At 47.8% G+C, this 17,176-nt stretch carries 17 protein-coding genes, 3 tRNA genes and 1 pseudogene; 12 read left to right on the top strand and 9 right to left on the bottom strand.

What is annotated here, in order from left to right; genetic code table 11:
* Positions 1-292 precede the first annotated feature (292 nt).
* On the top strand, positions 293-520 hold the full coding sequence (locus tag V7051_RS02845) for a tyrosine-type recombinase/integrase (protein ID WP_333873197.1): 228 nt from the start codon (positions 293-295) through the stop codon (positions 518-520).
* Positions 513-722, top strand: a complete 210-nt coding sequence (locus V7051_RS24595; protein WP_442919724.1) for a tyrosine-type recombinase/integrase — start codon at positions 513-515, stop codon at positions 720-722. The genes V7051_RS02845 and V7051_RS24595 overlap by 8 nt, the downstream gene beginning before the upstream one ends.
* Before the next feature lie 14 nt (positions 723-736).
* Here V7051_RS24595 and V7051_RS02840 read toward each other — a convergent pair.
* The 8 genes from V7051_RS02840 to smbP form a co-directional block, all read right to left on the bottom strand.
* A tRNA-His gene (locus V7051_RS02840) sits at positions 737-812 on the bottom strand.
* 24 nt (positions 813-836) lie between these two features.
* A tRNA-Arg gene (locus tag V7051_RS02835) sits at positions 837-913 on the bottom strand.
* A gap of 5 nt (positions 914-918) precedes the next feature.
* Positions 919-995, bottom strand: a tRNA-Pro gene (locus V7051_RS02830).
* A 457-nt stretch (positions 996-1,452) separates the two neighbouring features.
* A complete protein-coding gene (locus tag V7051_RS02825; RefSeq protein WP_333873198.1) occupies positions 1,453-1,710 on the bottom strand; it encodes a hypothetical protein in 258 nt (85 codons plus the stop codon).
* Complete coding sequence (locus tag V7051_RS02820; RefSeq protein ID WP_333873199.1) at positions 1,667-2,095, bottom strand: hypothetical protein; 429 nt, start codon at positions 2,093-2,095, stop codon at positions 1,667-1,669. Before V7051_RS02820 ends, V7051_RS02825 begins: the two co-directional genes overlap by 44 nt.
* A gap of 14 nt (positions 2,096-2,109) precedes the next feature.
* Complete coding sequence (locus V7051_RS24590) at positions 2,110-2,235, bottom strand: transposase (protein ID WP_442919614.1); 126 nt, start codon at positions 2,233-2,235, stop codon at positions 2,110-2,112.
* Between the two features lie 756 nt (positions 2,236-2,991).
* Positions 2,992-5,028, bottom strand: coding sequence for a PAS domain S-box protein (locus V7051_RS02815; RefSeq protein ID WP_334168716.1), 2,037 nt, complete (start codon positions 5,026-5,028; stop codon positions 2,992-2,994).
* Between the two features lie 210 nt (positions 5,029-5,238).
* A complete protein-coding gene (gene smbP, locus V7051_RS02810; RefSeq protein WP_333873201.1) occupies positions 5,239-5,586 on the bottom strand; it encodes a small metal-binding protein SmbP in 348 nt (115 codons plus the stop codon).
* A gap of 647 nt (positions 5,587-6,233) precedes the next feature.
* On the opposite strand from smbP, the pseudogene V7051_RS24585 reads away from it, so the two are divergent.
* Positions 6,234-6,400, top strand: a pseudogene (locus V7051_RS24585) (IS3 family transposase); the annotation flags it as partial.
* A gap of 50 nt (positions 6,401-6,450) precedes the next feature.
* Here the strand turns inward: V7051_RS24585 and V7051_RS02800 are convergent.
* The gene (locus V7051_RS02800; RefSeq protein WP_333873202.1) at positions 6,451-7,260 is read right to left on the bottom strand and encodes a methyltransferase domain-containing protein; all 810 of its coding nucleotides are present in this window, start codon (positions 7,258-7,260) and stop codon (positions 6,451-6,453) included.
* Between the two features lie 598 nt (positions 7,261-7,858).
* Here V7051_RS02800 and V7051_RS02795 point away from each other — a divergent pair.
* From V7051_RS02795 to V7051_RS02755, 9 genes are all read left to right on the top strand, one after another.
* Entirely contained in the window at positions 7,859-8,671 is an 813-nt protein-coding gene (locus tag V7051_RS02795) for a thermonuclease family protein (RefSeq protein WP_333873203.1), read from the top strand.
* 138 nt (positions 8,672-8,809) lie between these two features.
* The gene (rimO, locus tag V7051_RS02790) at positions 8,810-10,120 is read left to right on the top strand and encodes a 30S ribosomal protein S12 methylthiotransferase RimO (protein ID WP_333873204.1); all 1,311 of its coding nucleotides are present in this window, start codon (positions 8,810-8,812) and stop codon (positions 10,118-10,120) included.
* 157 nt (positions 10,121-10,277) lie between these two features.
* On the top strand, positions 10,278-10,793 hold the full coding sequence (locus tag V7051_RS02785; protein WP_333873205.1) for a transcriptional repressor: 516 nt from the start codon (positions 10,278-10,280) through the stop codon (positions 10,791-10,793).
* A 277-nt stretch (positions 10,794-11,070) separates the two neighbouring features.
* Positions 11,071-13,089 carry a TonB-dependent receptor gene (locus V7051_RS02780; protein WP_334181117.1) on the top strand — a complete coding sequence of 673 codons (2,019 nt, stop codon included), beginning with the start codon at positions 11,071-11,073 and terminating at the stop codon, positions 13,087-13,089.
* A 162-nt stretch (positions 13,090-13,251) separates the two neighbouring features.
* Complete coding sequence (zigA, locus tag V7051_RS02775; protein ID WP_333873207.1) at positions 13,252-14,460, top strand: zinc metallochaperone GTPase ZigA; 1,209 nt, start codon at positions 13,252-13,254, stop codon at positions 14,458-14,460.
* Positions 14,447-14,695 carry a hypothetical protein gene (locus V7051_RS02770; RefSeq protein WP_333873208.1) on the top strand — a complete coding sequence of 83 codons (249 nt, stop codon included), beginning with the start codon at positions 14,447-14,449 and terminating at the stop codon, positions 14,693-14,695. The genes zigA and V7051_RS02770 overlap by 14 nt, the downstream gene beginning before the upstream one ends.
* Positions 14,679-15,464, top strand: a complete 786-nt coding sequence (locus V7051_RS02765) for a ZIP family metal transporter (RefSeq protein ID WP_333873209.1) — start codon at positions 14,679-14,681, stop codon at positions 15,462-15,464. Before V7051_RS02770 ends, V7051_RS02765 begins: the two co-directional genes overlap by 17 nt.
* Before the next feature lie 8 nt (positions 15,465-15,472).
* The gene (locus tag V7051_RS02760) at positions 15,473-16,141 is read left to right on the top strand and encodes a DUF1826 domain-containing protein (RefSeq protein ID WP_333873210.1); all 669 of its coding nucleotides are present in this window, start codon (positions 15,473-15,475) and stop codon (positions 16,139-16,141) included.
* A gap of 44 nt (positions 16,142-16,185) precedes the next feature.
* Positions 16,186-17,175: a CobW family GTP-binding protein gene (locus V7051_RS02755; protein WP_333873211.1), complete on the top strand. Its 990-nt coding sequence runs from the start codon at positions 16,186-16,188 to the stop codon at positions 17,173-17,175.
* Position 17,176: the final 1 nt, after the last annotated feature.

Here is a 17,176-nt window from a genome sequence, read left to right as displayed (position 1 = left end):
TTCTTAGGGGGAGACGGCGCAGTAATGCGCTGTCTCTACCCGACCGTTTTCCAGTCAGTAATGCACGAATTAGCCGGATAACAGCTTTGGTTTCCGCGGTATTAAATATGGCGCGACGAGAATGTGGGGGGTGATACAGTCTCCATCATACGCAAACTCTCTGAACCAACGAAACGCATTCGCTGGTTGACACATGATGAAGCGGCGTTTATTGGCAGAACTGCTGCCACATCTGAGAATAATGGCGCAATTTAGTTTGATGACGGGATTGTGAGAATCCAGCGTAACCAAGTTGGAATGGGGTCAAATCAACATGCAAAGGTACGCTGCTTGGATTCACCCGGATCAAGCGAAAGCTGAGAAAGCAATTGGCGTACCGTTAAATGATGTGGCTATTAACATTATTAGAGAACAAATTGGCAATAACCAGCGTTACGTGTTTGTGTATAAAGGAAAGACTATTTTAAGGGTCAATAATCATGCTTGGAAAAAAGCATTAATGCGGGGCGGGAATCGATGATTTTCGTTGGCACGATTTACGCCACACGTGGGCAAGCTGGCATATTCAAGTAGGGGTGCCGTTAAATGTTCTTCAGGAACTTGGCGGATGGGCTGATTATAAAATGGTTCTTCTCTATGCTCATCTAGCATCTGAGCATTTAGCGCAGCACGCTGCTAATGTGGTCACCGTCATTGAAATAAAAATTGTCAACATCAGCTAAGTGCTTGAAATAAATGGGGTGAACGACGGGGCTCGAACCCGCGACAACCGGAATCACAATCCGGGACTCTACCAACTGAGCTACGCTCACCATAATATGGGATGTTCTAACGAATGGTGCGCTTGGCAGGACTCGAACCTGCGACCCCCGGCTTAGAAGGCCGGTGCTCTATCCGGTTGAGCTACAAGCGCTAAATTGGTCGGGGTAGAGAGATTCGAACTCCCGACATCCTGCTCCCAAAGCAGGCGCGCTACCAAACTGCGCTATACCCCGACAATCTCCTTTTAATGGCTTGTTAAACTTATCAACCACTCTTGAAGAGCTGCTTATAATAACGATACTTTCCTATATCGTCAATATTTTATTTACGTTATCTATAATAATTTATCAAAATAATTGTAACCAGCTCAACTTGCCTGTACTTAATCATATTAATTAGTCAGCCCTGAAAAAAGCGGACTCAACACTGCTTATCTGATGCAGCTCCGTTCTCAGAGGGATAACAAGCCCTTAAGCGTAATTCGTTTCAATGCATAACGTTTTTTTCTTCCAAAACATCTGAATTAAGTTGGGTTTGAGGGTTTTGATTGACAAAATCAGCACAAAAAATAGCCCATCCAGAGGCTGAAGTTCCAGGACACGGCTGCCATCAATAGCTTGATACAGTCCCACGGTGCCCTTGAGGAAGGTCCTCACGAAGCGAAAGACCGATGATCGGCTCAATAGATGCTCAGCGCTGGCAACGCTTGCGTTTTTTATCCCGTTGATAACGGTTGTCGCGTTTTAGCGACGGAGCCGGCAACATGATTTGCGTGCCGTCAACCGTTTTGGGGCCACGGTAACCGCGGTCGAAGACACCGGCTTTCACGGCTTTGCCGCGGCTGTTTTGGCAGTGCGCCAACACCTCCGGCAGGGTCTTACTGTTATGCAGTTTTTGCGAATGACTAACTCCGCCGACAAAATGATGTTGGACTGGCGGTGGCGGCAATGGAAACTTTGTTGCTGTCTTTGGGCTGCTGATTCAAAACCCGCTCGTAAAGCAGAAAGTCTTTCTGATAATGTTCGAACAAGGTGTAGCCCGGCAAGGTTCTACGCAATTCCCGGATCAGCGCATGGGCAAGGGTACGCAACCGTATCAAGGCTTTTTTGGTTTTGGCTCGGCGGTTGATATGGCGAAAGTGGCGGAGACTTAAGCGCAGGATTTTGACTTCCGTGCCATAAGTGCGGCGCTGTTGAATGCCGTAAGCCTTAGCCAGTTTGTTCCGGTGGTTGATGATTTTGATAGCCAGTTTGCCGTCGGTTGGATAGGCGGTGTTCGTTCCCTGCACCGTGGTGTCGATGTCCTCCTGCGCAGCTTTACCGTGTAATATCACGCTGAGTTGAAACCTCAAAATGCCTGGTAGTACGGGTTATGCTGGAATTGCAGCACCACCGCTTCGTTACTGAGTTTTTCCAGTTGCTTGAGAATCAATAGTCCCACCATCAGCCGTATGGGTTTAGCGGGTCTGCCCAAAGCTTGGCAATAACGTTTGGCAAAGGCCTGATCCCGCTCATGTCAGGGAAGTACGCCGGCAAGGCGGAGCAACGGACGCTGCGAGACAGGAGTCGAGTAGTCCCCAGAAGCGATAGTGCATGTGTTTTCACGCAGCTTGCGAAGTGAAAATGCAGGCTTTCCGAAATCGCGTCGAGTCATTGGAGAGCATGTGAGCTACCCCTTGTTGGGTAGCGATCGAGTGACCAGGACGGCTGGGGCAGCCGCAGGCATTAGCGGTCGCGTAATTTTTGCCGCTTGTTGGGCTGGGAGGCCCATAAAAGCTTTCGCAAAAATAGCGACTCCCCGGTCATGGGGATCGAGTTGTTGCAGTAGATCGGTGCCGAATAAATTAGTCTGATGACCTGTCTGGGAAGCACCCTTTCGATCGGAAAACAGAGTGATATTTTAACATTTCTGGTCGAAGAGAGGTTCTTGGAAGTAGATATTAATCAAATGTTTCAATTGGGTAGGGGCTTTTTCAGGGGTGATTATGTAATTACGGATTAAAGCCGCAGTGCTATAGGTTGGCTGACGCAAAAAAGCCCCGTACGATTCCGAAAAGTGTTGGGCTTCGTACCTCAGGCCGACCTAAGGAACTAAGCCGCTCTTCCCTGTGCCACATCAAAAACTGATCAGCGAAAACGAATAACGGCTTAAGGCCAATTGGAGTTGATTAAAATTTCTAAAAAATCAACACTCAGTATTACGAATTCATTGACAACCCAACAAATTCTTTTAGCCGTTATCAGGCTTAAACTGTATGGGTAGAGTGATATAAAACGAGCAGCCCTTTCCTGGTCGGCTATTGAATCGCAAAGTTCCCATACGGGCTTCGATTATTGAACGGCTGATGGATAACCCCATGCCCATACCGTCAGCTTTAGTGGTGTGAAATGGCATCAATACTTTTTGTCGTTGGTCTTCATCTATTCCTATTCCGTTGTCTTTTACCCTAATCTGTATATTATTGTTGGGTGTCAATTGACTTTTGATGGTTATCTGACGGTGCTGTATTACGGGAGTGTTTTGTAAGGCATCAATACTGTTGCGGATCAGATTTATGATCACCTGCTCAATTTGAATATGATCAATAGGGATAGACGGCAGGTTCTCTTCCAGTTCAAGTTTTAGCGCTATGCTATTTTGTTTAATTCCATCGGCGCATAGCATTACACAGTCATTAATCAATATATTGATATCAGCGTTTGATAGTTGATATGAATTTGATTTACATAACCTTTTCATACTATGAATAATCTGTCCAGCCCGTAAAGCTTGTTTCTGGGTTTTGGTGGCTATCTCGTTGAGCTTTACGAGATCAGGACTTTTACTATTAATAAGTTTTAAACTGAGTTGTGTATAGCTGGAAATTGCAGCGAGGGGCTGATTGACTTCATGGGCAATGCCTGAAGCCATTTCGCCCATCAGCCCAAGACGGGTGACATGGGCAAGTTCGTCCAAATGTTTCTTGTCTTGCTGCAACCTGTATTTATGCTCGCTAATGTCGTTCATCGTAGCGACGTAGCGTGTGATCTCTCCCATATAATCTTTTACTGCAGTGATAGTGAGATATTCCGGATACACCTCACCATTCTTGCGTCGGCTCATACTTTCCCCCTGCCATGCTCCGGTGCGTTTAATGGATCTCCATATACTGGCATTAAACTCTTCATCTGGACGGAACCTACATGTCGTTTGGCCTATTGCATCCTCTGCCGTGTAGCCGGTGATCTTGGTGAAGGCATGGTTGACCCGCAGGATCACGCCTTGGGAATCGGTAATCATCATACCTTCTTGCGTTTCGAAGGCGATGGCGGCGATACGAAGTTCTTCTTCAATCTGCTTACGTTCAATTATTATGCTGGCCAGATAGGCGACTTGCTCCATAACAGCAAGGTTAAGTTCTGTGGGGCTTTGCACTTGATGATGATAGATTGCAAAGGCGCCTAATATATTTCCCGATGAAGACCGGATGGGCTGTGACCAGCATGCCGCTAGCCCTGCATTGGCAGCAAGTTCTTTATAGGGCGACCAATAAGGATGCGTTGCTATGTCGTCAACGATTACGCGTTCCCCAGTAAATGCGCAAGTTCCGCAAGAGCCAGTCCCCATGCCTATTTCCATGCCATCCAGAGCTGTGTTATAGGAATCAGGCAGACTTGGAGCAATACCTTTATCGAAATGTCTGCCTGTTTTATCCAATAGCAAGATACTACAAAGCATCTCGGGGTAATATCGTTCCACTCCCAGCACAATGCTTTCAAGAATTCTTGAGAGAGGCTCATTTGCAGTCAGTAGTTCTAATACATGACTGTGAAATTTTTCATAGTTATCAGCTTGTTTGCGTTCGGTTATATCAATGGTCACGCAAATTAAATAGAGGGGTTTACCGGAAAAATCATAAATAGGATTCTTGAAAGTATGTCCAATACGGTTTTGCTTGAGCGTGGCATTCCAGACAGTTTCTTCAAAATCGACTTGGCATTTTCCTGAAAAAACTTCTTGATCTTTAGCGAGAAAAAACGCCATTTGATCAGACGGAAAAAATTGACTGCCATCAGTTCCATACAAATCTGAATAACTCAATCCCCATTGCGCTTCGCAAGCCTTATTCACTAACAGAAACTTGCTTTCCGCATCTTTTATAAAGATCGCAATAGGCATAAAATCAGCCATTGCTTGAATTGCATTTATGTCATTAAATATTTTTGAGTGCATGATCTTATTGTATTTATTAGGCGTGATTGCCAGTGCAACCACCTCAAAAAACAAATACCACTAATATACCTATTAAGTTGAATTAATGTTGTATAGAGCCATGCTATGACCATATGACTAGCCCAGTAGGCGACGAAATATTCTCGCCGCCTGACATTTAAGGCGCTTTGATGTAGTACTGAGGCTAAAAGTGTTGGGCTTAGTACCTTAGCCCAACCTACGCGCTGCAGGAATGTAGGCAAAACCTTTCCCAAGATGTTGACGCTATTTGTTTCCGGCCTGAAGAAAGCCCAAAGCCTTTTCGAGGGGTATAACAGCTAATTTGGCATCGCCTGCATTGCCCGCAGTAATGGCTTTTTCCAGCTCATCCACGGCGGATTGTATTTCAGGTTTTAAATGCCCCTTTGCCGCATTTTCGGCCATTTTCGCGTGTTCCAACGCTTTTTCAGCATGTTCAACCAATGCTGGTGCTTTGTCTGCCTTGCCTTGCGCTATGGCCGTACTGGTGTGCTCTATTGCGGCGTAAGCATGCTCTTCTGCGAAAACTGCTCCACTTAGAAATATACCTAGTAAAAGCAATAGCCCAGAAAATGCGAATATTGATTTTTTCATGATTTAATTCTCCTTAAAGTGTAAGTCATGCAGGTGGTGATCTTTATAAAAGAAACCAACCGGCAAAAGTATGCAAGATTAAGCTGCTGCCAATTTACATACCAAACTCGTTCAACCAAAGAATCGATCGGTATGTCTAAAGCAATTACAGAATAGGGGCGGCTAATGATTTATACAATTAGTAGAGTTACCAGTATGTGCAATCAATTTATCGTTCCCATGCTCCCTTCCTTAGGGTAGGCCAATTTTCAGGCCCGCAGATATACTGAACGCGGTGAAGCGCGCGTTAGTTCGTCGGGTATGCTCTTTATGCCCGATATTTTTTCAGCACCCGAAAATCAAACGGAGCGATCAACCCAGAAATTCTTGAACGCTTGTGTAGTGAGGCCGCTTGTGTGGCACCCATCCGTTGTTACCGGCATCAGCGGGAAAAACAGTCTGTCATCGTCTCAATCGCAGCGGTGATCGATCGGCTAACGATATGCAGTGAACCGAGAACCTGCGCTTAGGTGGCTCGCCGAACCGCGGAAGGTAAGTAGACGAAGGAAATTCAGCGTTGCTTAAAGCGCTACATTATTCGTGAACGTTACCCGCTTATCTTGGCTGATCTGAGAGAGGCCGCTTTGGAAACTTGAGATAGGAGCGTCAACGCGGTTTCGGAACGCTTCTTTCATACCTTAAAAACCGAGCGTATACACCAGACATACCTATCAAACTAACAGGCTGTGTTTGAATATATTGAGGTCCTTTTACAACCGCGAGCGCCTTCATTCTTATCGCCGGCTTATCGCCGGTTGACTATGAATTGCAGCACAAGCTACTTAACCGTGTGATCGGAAAAGTGTTGACGCATCAATTTTACTTTTACCCCAAGATTGCGGTGATGGAATGTTGTAGGTGGGCGAGTGAGCCGCCAGCGCGGTAGTTAAAGCCAACATGAAGCAAACTACCGGCTTTCACGTGAATAGGTTCGGCAAGCGGCAGGACCATGTAATGATTTTGCCATTCGATAACTGAATTATTTGCCATCGAAATAGATAAAATATTTTTGGTAATAAAACGCAAGGCGTTCACTTGACCGGTCTGTTCAAGATGAAAAGTACCTTTCCAGCTGAACTCTTCCGACACGGTCTGCGTAAAATCGACGGTGCTGTAAATCAAAGGGGGAGCAAGCTCCATAGTATTTGGATGAATGCCTCCCGGCAGTTGAAATTGTATTATCGGTGCATGAAACCCCATGAACTGGTAGTTCTGCTGCAAAGGCTGGACGGCCATAAGAACCGCTTCTGGAACAAAACGGGGTAAAGAATCACCAAAGCGTTGTACATAACGATCTTTGAAGCTTTTGATAACGTTAACCTGTTTTTCGCACAACATGGCAGGATGGAGCATTTCGCATATGACTACGTCAACCGGTTCTGGCGGCAAATATTCGAAGGCATCGGCATGCACCAGCTCAATTTTCTTGCTGTCTTGATTAAGCTTCAGCAGACGGCGTGCTTCCCTCACCAAGTCGGGATTCAATTCCACGCACCATACTTTACCGGCTTTGGCAGCGGCAAACCAAGACAATACGCCGGTGCCTCCGCCTAAATCAAGCACCTTCGCACCGGGAAAGACGGCCTGATCTATGGCGGCTTTGAATGCGCCCATCCGGTATTCATCTGTCAGCATGTGGTGATGATATTGCAAGGGGATGAATTGACCTAGATAACAGTCTTCTTCGGTTTGTGTTGCTATAGGTATGCAGCCGTCTTTGAGTTGGGTCACGCTAATCCTTTAGGAGTAATAATCAAACAACTTAAATATATGTGTAATTTCATTGGGTCATGCAATATCAAATATAATCACAAGTTGTTTTTTAAGGTTGTGCTATCGCTATTCTAAGCGGTGGCTTGATGCTATAAAAGTATATATGAACCATCAGCTTAAACTAAATGTCTATAGAATACATTAAAAAGATAGTGATTTTTATTGCTGTGCTTTATCAATCAGAAAGTTAACAGTGTAAACCGTTTACGTATCCGAAAACGCTATCAACATCTGTATTTTTAAACGGGATTTTGTTTTGCCTTTTCTGCTCTGAAGCCGGTATTGCCGGAATGTAGGAGCAGGATAAGCCCGGCTTTGTCGACGAAAGAGGCAATGCTTATCAGGTCTATATGTAAGTCATTCAATCGGTAAAGGCATAAGCATGAATGCAGTGCTTGGATACTAGCAGCCTCAATAACAATCTGGAATACACCTTGAGTAAAAAGATAAGGCCAATATCATGAGAGTTTTACTGATTTTATTATTATGTTTGCCCGGCTGGGCTAACGCTGAAATTTACGAATGGCAGGATGCGAACGGCAGCAAGCATTTTTCCGATCGCCCGGCTGCCGATGCGAAAAAAATCGATATCAAGCCGGGCTATGATTTTTACGGGGTCAAGACGATTTTTGATGGCGATACCGTGGTTCTGGAGGATGGTCGTAAAATCCGGCTTTTGGGCATCAATACGCCGGAGGTTCAACACAGGGATAAACAGGCCGATGCGGGAGGAGATGAAGCTAAGCGTTGGTTGGCCGATAAGCTGAAAAACACCAAAGTCCGGCTCGAAACAGGTACGGAAAAAACCGATAAATACGGCAGAACGCTGGCACATTTGTTCACCGAAAAAAAAGAGCATATTAATTTGCAACTGGTTGCCGCAGGTTTGGCCGCAATCAGTATCTATCCGCTTGAGCTGCACTATGTCAATGAACTAGTTAAGGCTCAGGATCAGGCGGAACAAGCCAGGCTCGGTATTTGGGGACGGCCGGAATATGCCACAACACCGATAGGCAATCTTACCGAAGACGGGCACCAGGGCTGGACGCGTCTGGTCGGTAAGGTGATTAATATGCACACAACCCGAAAGTCGGTTTATTTGGAATTTTCCGATACATTCGAGGCGCGTATCGAAAGCAAATGGCTGGATTTATTTCCCAATGTTAATGACTATTTGGGCAAAACCATCGAAGTGCGCGGCTGGCTGAGTAAAAGGGCAGGGCATTTGTCCATGTTAATTCGTCATCCTAGTGCGATTAAGGAAAAGACTTAGCAGTTATTTTACTCCCCACGAAGACACGAAGTTTTGTCTCTTCGTGTCCTTCGTGTCTTCGTGGTGAATATCTTTTAAATTTTTATTTGAGTAGTCACTCCTATAAACTAACGCGCTTTAACATTATCTGAGATTTAAATGACTGCTCCACAAATTGGTTTTATTAGTTTGGGTTGCCCCAAAGCCCTGGTCGATAGCGAAAGAATTTTAACCAAGCTACGTTCAGAGGGCTACACCATATCTCCGACTTATCAGAACGCCGATCTGGTCGTGGTGAATACCTGCGGTTTTATTGATGCGGCGGTGGAAGAATCGCTGGACAGCATCGGCGAGGCGCTGGCTCAAAACGGCAAAGTCATCGTTACTGGCTGTTTAGGTTCCAGGGAAGCCGAAATCAGGGAGCGTCATCCGCAAGTCTTAAAAGTGACCGGCGCCCATGCCCTGGAAGAGGTTGTAGCCGCTGTGCATGAACACTTACCGCCACCGCATGACCCATTTATCAGTCTGGTGCCGCCGCAAGGCATCAAACTGACGCCCAGGCATTATGCCTATTTGAAAATTTCCGAAGGCTGCAATCATCGCTGTACCTTCTGCATCATTCCTTCTATGCGCGGCGACCTGGTCAGCAGACCGGTTGATGACGTGATGCTGGAAGCCGAACGCCTGACCAATGCCGGTGTAAAGGAATTGCTTGTAGTTTCTCAGGATACCAGCGCCTACGGCCTGGATTTAAAGTATCAGAGCCGGGATTGGAAAGGCCGTTCGGTTAGAACCCGTTTTTACGATTTAGCCGAGGCGCTGGGCGATTTAGGCATCTGGGTCAGGATGCATTACGTTTACCCGTATCCGCATGTAGATGAAGTGATCCCGCTAATGGCCGAGGGTAAAATCCTGCCTTATCTGGACATACCGTTTCAACATGCCAACAGCCGTATTCTTAAGTTAATGAAACGTCCGGCTGCCAGCGAGAATAATCTGGAACGCATTAAAGCATGGCGTGAAATCTGTCCCGATATTACCTTGCGCAGCACTTTTATCGTCGGCTTTCCGGGAGAAACCGAGCAGGAATTCGAACAGTTGCTGGACTTTATGAGCGAAGCGCAAATGGATAGAGTCGGCTGCTTCGCCTATTCGCCGGTAAAAGGCGCAGTCGCCAATGATTTGCCCGACCAGATACCGGAAGAAGTCAAACAAGAGCGTTTGGCGCGGTTTATGGCGCATCAGGCTGAAATCAGCGCCGAGCGCTTGCAAAGACGGGTCGGCAGGATCGAAACGGTATTGATCGATGAAGTGGTCGAAGAAGGTGCGGTGGCAAGAAGCAAGGCCGATGCACCGGAAATTGATGGGCAAGTATTCATCGATGGTGCGACGCATCTTAAAGTCGGCGATTTTGTCGATGTCGAGCTGGAAGAAGCGGACGAATATGATTTGTGGGGACACCTCGTTTAGGACTTGCAGGGCGTTGATAATGTAAATTGTTGGGTGAACGCAAAGAAAGCTATTGCCCACTTATCCTTGTCCAGCCTTGGCTCATTTGACAGCAAATTGCGAACACCTTGATGAAGGTTATAATGTAACATTCGATTTTAGATAAACGTTTTTTGCAATGAATACACCTGTCGAAGTAAGCGCTAATCCTCTCCATTCTTCTGAACACGATCATCAAAAATGCGTCAGCGAGGCCTTAGGTACCGCCGAGCATTTGTGCGTGGTTCGCGGCGTACAATTGACGCCTATCCGCCATCAAGTGTTGGAACTGATTTGGGAAAGCCATAAAGCCGTTAAAGCTTATGAGTTGTTGGACCGTATCAAACCCCTGCAATCTGCCGCAAAACCCGCGACGATTTACCGTGCATTGGATTTTTTGATTGAGCAAGGCCTGATCCACCGTGTGGAAAGCCTCAATGCTTTTGTCGGTTGCAGTAGCTCCGGCCACCAGCATGAGCAATTACTGTTAATCTGCAAGCACTGTAATGAAGTCGAGGAACGTCCCGCCACAGAAGTCATGCAAGCTTTGTCGCAAGAGCTAGATCAAGCCGGTTTCATCGTGCACAGTAAAGCCATAGAAATTCACGGTATCTGCACTAAATGTGTAGCGCTTTACGACGAGCAAGACGGCTGACTCGTCGAGGCTGTCAGCCAAGACGATCAGCAAATCAGGAGTTCTGCCAAGCAGGGCTTGCACTCCACATGATGCCCCGGCTTAGCTTGACAGCTGTCATTTCCACGATGCCCCGAATGAAGATCTTGTTAAAAAGAAAATAATGGTTGCAATGTGTTATGTTATAACATATCTTTTTATGCAAAATGCCATTCCAACTTCACTCAGCGCCAGGGCTGATTAATGAGTTTATTGGAATGGTGACCTTAAGTTTTCAATTTAATATCTTGGGCATTTTATGAACAAAAAAATCTCTGCTTTTTTCTTCCTATCGACGGCTGCGGTAGTACCAACAGCCGTTTATGCAGTCGAAGAGGATATACAGCAACTAGAAGAAGTGGTCGTCACCGCGCCGTTACAAGACAAAGCCTCTGAATCCGCGGTTCCGGTCACCGTTCTGAGCAATGAGGAGTTGCGTTTGAAAGTCGGCCACAGCATCGGTGAAACGCTGAAAAACGAACTGGGTATTACCAGCCAATCCTTCGGACCGGGTGTCGGCACGCCGGTCATTCGCGGTCAAAGCGGGCCGCGTGTGCGGGTGTTGAACAACGGCATCGGCAGCAATGACGCTTCGGCGATAAGCCCTGATCATGCGACCAGCGTCGAGCCGCTGCTGGCGGAGCGCATCGAAGTGTTGCGCGGCCCTGCCACTTTACTGTACGGCAGCGGTGCGATCGGCGGCGTGGTCAATGTGATCGATAACCGGATTCCGGGCAAGCTCCCTGACAAATTGCTGGGTGGTGCGCTTGAGCAGCGTTTCGACTCGGTTTCCGACGAAACCTCCACAGTCATGAAAATAGAAGGCGGCAAAAGTAACCTGGCTTATCACCTGGACGGCTTTTATCGCAATCGCAATAATCTCGATATCGGCGGCTCGGCTATCGATGTCAATGCGGCCCAAGCGACCGATCCGACACTGGATGTTATTCAAAATACCAAAGGCTACATCAACAATACCTCCGCTCACGCGATCAGCGGCTCGGCCGGCGTTTCCCTGATAGGCGATCCGGGCTTTGCCGGGGTCTCCATCAACCGCCTGGAAAATAACTACGGCATTGCACCGGACGGTTCCGGCGGCGAGATTACCCGTATCGATCTGAAACAAAGCAAATATGACTTCAAAAGCGAGTTGAAAAACCCGTTTAAGTTCGCCGAATCCCTGCGCATGAAGCTGGGCTATACCGACTATCAACATACCGAAATTGCCGATGGCGAGCCCGGCGCGTTTTTTACCAATAAAACTTACGAAAGCCGCCTGGAGCTGACTCACAACCCTTTGGGGGTATTTCGCGGCATGGTTGGTTTTCAAGCCATTGCCGGAGATTTTGCGGCAATTGACAAGGCCTCCAGCGAAGTGATTGTGCCGCAAACGCTAAGCAACAGTTACGGTGTCTTTGCCGTGGAATCATTCAATATCGGGGCATTTGCCAACCAGCTCGGTATCCGGGTTGAAGACACGACGCTGGACCCGCAAGGGCTTTCCAGTCTTAATTATGTGCCGGTCAGTGCTTCCGCTTCCAGCGTGTGGAAAATCAATGACAGCAACAGCCTCAATCTTGCGATAACCCGCTCGCAACGTGCGCCGCAAGTACAGGAGCTGCTGACGAACGGTTTTCATGACGCCACCCGCAGCTTTGAAATCGGCAATATCAATCTGCGCGAAGAAACCTCCTACAACCTGGATTTGGGTTATAAATTCAAATCGGACTGGGTCAGAGCCCAGCTTGATTTATTCCATAATTGGGCGGGCGATTATATTTACCAGCAGCGTAATGGCGAATTCATAGACGGTGCGCCCGTCGTCGAAACCCGCCAAGCCGACGCCACCTTCATGGGCTACGAAAGCAAGCTGGTTTTTCCGTTACTGCAAAACCGGCTCGGAGCGGTTGATTTAACGCTGTTCAGCGATTTTACCCGCGGTCAATTCGTTAATGGTGCCGATGTACCGCGCATGCCGCCGTTGCGTTTCGGCTTTCAGCTTGACCACACCAAAGGTAATTGGAATACCAATCTGCGCCTAACACGCGGCGAAGCCCAGACTCATGCGGGCGATAACGATACCGCGACGCCCGGCTATCTGCTGCTGAGTCTCGGCACGCAATATCAAGTCCTGGATTTGCACGATGCCGATGTGATGGTGTTTGCCAAAGCCAATAATCTTTTAAATGAAAATATCCGCAACTCCACCTCGTACTTGCGCAACTTTGCGCCGGAGCCGGGGCGCGGCGCGGAAATAGGCTTTAGGGTGAATTACTAATGAATGTGTCAAAAATCTATCAATCCGGCGTAATCCCTGGACACAAAAAGAACACTTGGGCCGCGCCTTACACGGTATCGTTTTTAATAAAACGGGCTAATTATTTGGCTGAGCAAGAAAAGTCGGCCAACAGCAGTATAAGCACGATCTCACAGGCTATTTATGACTGAAAAACGTTTACCGGTAACTGTTCTGTCCGGCTTTTTAGGGGCGGGTAAAACCACGCTGCTCAATCACATTCTCGCCAACCGCGAGGGCTTAAAAATAGCCGTGATTGTCAATGACATGAGTGAAATCAATATCGACGCGGCGCTCGTCAAAAACGAGGTTGCGCTCAATCGGGCCGAAGAAAAACTCGTTGAAATGAGCAATGGCTGCATCTGCTGCACATTGCGTGAAGACTTGCTGGTGGAAGTCGGACAATTAGCCAAAGAAGGCCGTTTTGATTATTTGTTGATTGAATCCACCGGCATCGCTGAACCCATGCCGATTGCCGAAACCTTTACCTTTAGGGATGAAGACGGCGTGAGTTTGTCGGACATTTCTAAACTGGACACTCTGGTGACGGTGGTCGATGCGGTCAATTTCATGCGCGATTATTTAGAGGCGCAATCGCTGAAAGACATCCATGCCGAGCTGGGCGACGAGGATGAACGCAATATCGCCGATTTGCTGGTGGAGCAGGTGGAATTCAGTAACGTGATTCTGATTTCAAAAGCCGATTTGGTATGCAGCGACGAGCTGGCTAATTTAATAGCCATTCTAAATACCCTGAATCGCGATGCCGAGATCATCCCGATGGTCATGGGGCAAGCGCCTCTTCGTAAAATCATCAATACCGGACGCTTCAATTTCGAACAGGCGGAACAGGCGCCGGGCTGGCTGCAAGAAATGCGCGGTACTCATAAACCCGAGACCGAGGAATACGGCATCGCCAGTTTTGTTTACGCCGCCCGCAAGCCGTTTCATCCCGAGCGTTTTTTCGATTATCTGCATCGTGCGGATTGGAATAACGGTACTTTGCTGCGATCCAAAGGTTTTTTTTGGCTGGCTTCGCGGCCTGAATGGGTGGGCAACTGGTCGCAAGCCGGCGGCACCATGCAACATGGCTGCGCCGGGCGCTGGTGGGCGTCGGTGCCTGAATCGGAATGGCCTGAAAATTATGTCGCGGATATTCGTGCTAACTGGCAAGCCCCTTTTGGCGATTGCCGGCAAGAACTGGTCTTTATCGGTCAAAACATCAATGTTGATAAAGCGCGCCGGGAATTGGACCAGTGTTTGTTGACTGATGACGAGCTTTCTGCCGGTAAAGAGACTTGGAAAACCTACCCGGATAATTTTCCGCAATGGTTGGCTGATGAACAGTCTTGATCGCACTATTCATGCAGTCGGTGTCGGTCTGTTAATCAGCTTGGGCTTGTTGTCGCTGTGGCTTAAGGACAAGCGTTTAAAACGCATTGTGTCGAATTTAATCGCTTTAGTGCTTGGTGTGTTACTGGCGGATGCGTTACTGCATCTGCTGCCAAACGCTATTGCCGAATTCATTTACGGTTCGCACCAGCAAATTGATCCAAAAAAATTTCTCAATAATGAATCTTTCATTTGAAGTCGTTGCGGGCGCTATCGGCGCAAGCTTTCTGGTCAGTCTTACCTCAATGAGCGGCATGTTCGCCTTATGGGTCGGGGCGGAACAATTAAAACGGATTATTCCTTATCTGGTCGCCTTGGCGGTCGGCGTGTTATTGGGCGACGCCTTTATTCATTTAATTCCCGATGCGGTAAACCGGCAGGGCTCGGTTTCAACGGTATGTTTGTTAACCCTCGCCGGTGTCTTTATCTTTTTTATACTGGAAAAAGTGGTGCGTTGGCGGCATGACCATCACATTGATATATCGGAACAATCCGGGTACATCAAACCCATCGCAAAGATGAACTTAATGGGCGACGCGATCCATAACTTTGTCGACGGCATCTTGATTGTGGGCAGTTTTTTAGTGAACCCGGTATTAGGCTTTACCACGACCTTGGCCATCATCGCCCATGAAATTCCCCAGGAAATCGGCGATGTCGGCGCACTGGTTTATGGCGGATACCCACCGGCCAAAGCGGTTCTTTATAACTTTTATTGTTCGCTGACGGTTGTCGTCGGCGCCGTATTTACCTTGTTGTTCAGTCAAGTGGCGGAATCGTCCTTAGTGTTTTTACTGCCGATTGCCGCCGGCGGATTTATCTATATTGCCGCCACCGACATGATTCCCGCTTTGCACGAACATTCAACATTACCCCATCTGTTTGGACAAACGACGATCTTCGCATTCGGTATCGGCTTCATGCAGTCAATTATTATTCTGGAACGTTTTTTATTCAATCAATGAGGACAAACATGGTTGCCAGCGCACAACATTTAATCACGCCGCTTTATTCTCAAGCTTACCTGTCCGATGACGTGGCCGATTCGGCCCAAATCTATCAACCCGGTATCAATCTTTGCCTGATAGAGCGTCAAGTCGATAACGAGCTGAACAGCTTTGTCGAGCATTTGTTAAAACTCTCCAACCCGGTCAGCTTTGTTGAAAGCATTGATTTTGCGTCATTCGATTTCTTTAGCCTGCTGCCTCAGACAGGACATTTACCGGGTTACCGGGAATTTTGCAAAGATGTGGCCGCTTTAACCGCGCTTTATTGCGATTTATTCGAGTTGAAACGTGTCGGCTTGCGTTTGCATACCTTGGATCATGCCATGTGTCCAAAATTTCATGTCGATTCGGTGACCTGCCGCCTGGTGTGCACTTACGGCGGCGTCGGCACCGAATGGCTGGAAGATGCTTATGCCGACCGGCGTAAATTGGGCAGCGGTTCAGGCGGCTTAAGCGACGAACTCTCAGGCTTGATTTTGGATGATAACGCGATCCACAAGATGCCGCCTTATGCAATCGGCTTGCTGAAAGGCCGTCATTGGGAAGGCAATGAACAGCATGGCGCGATACATCGCTCGCCAAAGTTGATGCCCAATTCACCCAAGCGTTTGTTATTGACGCTGGATTTTGGCTGAGTTTGTTATGCAAACTTCATTTTTTATAACCGAGAGGATAATCCATGCCTGATTCCAACCGCTCCACACCTGTTCCGGTCACCATTTTGACCGGTTTTTTAGGCGCAGGAAAAACGACGCTGTTAAATCGCATCCTGTCCGAGGAACATGGCCGCCGCATTGCCGTCATCGAAAATGAATTCGGCGAAGAAGGTATCGATAACGACCTGCTGATTCAGGGTGACGAGCAGATCGTCGAAATGAACAACGGCTGCATTTGTTGTACCGTGCGCGGCGATTTGGTGCGGATTTTGGGCGAGTTGGCCGAAAAACGGGAGAAAGTGGCTCTGCACTTTGAGCGGGTCATTATCGAAACCACCGGGCTTGCGGACCCCGCTCCTGTCGCGCAAACGTTTTTTGTCGAACAGGATATTGGCGAATATTATGTGCTCGATGCAATTATTACCGTCGTTGATGCCAAACACGCACTCAAACAGCTTGCTGAATGCCATGAAGCGGAAGAGCAGGTCGGCTTTGCGGACCGCTTGTTGTTATCCAAAACCGACTTGATCACGCCGGAAGAACTCACTGCATTGGAAGCGCGATTACGCGCGATTAACGCCCGCGCGCCTATCGCTCATGCCCATTTTGGCGAAACCGACATCAGTGAAATTCTTGACATACGCGGTTTCAATCTCAATGCCATTCTGGAAATCGAGCCCGATTTTCTGGAAGATGTCAGCCATGAACACGATGCCGGTATCGCGTCTTTCGTATACCGCACCGACAAAGCTTTCGATGCGGCCAAAATGATCGCCTTTATCGACATCATGGTCAGGGATTTCGGCAATGATTTATTGCGCTATAAAGGCATTGTTCATATAGCGGGCTGCGATCGCAAAGTGATTTACCAGGGCGTGCACATGCTGCTGGCAGACAGTATCGGCGTGCCTTGGGCGGCCGATGAAATTCGCCGGTCAACCTTGGTCTTTATCGGGCGTAATCTGCCCAAACAGGCCATACACGAAGCGCTGGAAAGTTGCAGGATCATTTGAG

The sequence above is a fragment of the Methylobacter sp. genome (genome assembly GCF_036845245.1).
Lineage (GTDB): Bacteria > Pseudomonadota > Gammaproteobacteria > Methylococcales > Methylomonadaceae > Methylobacter_A.
This window is presented reverse-complemented; position numbering and strand designations above follow the sequence as displayed.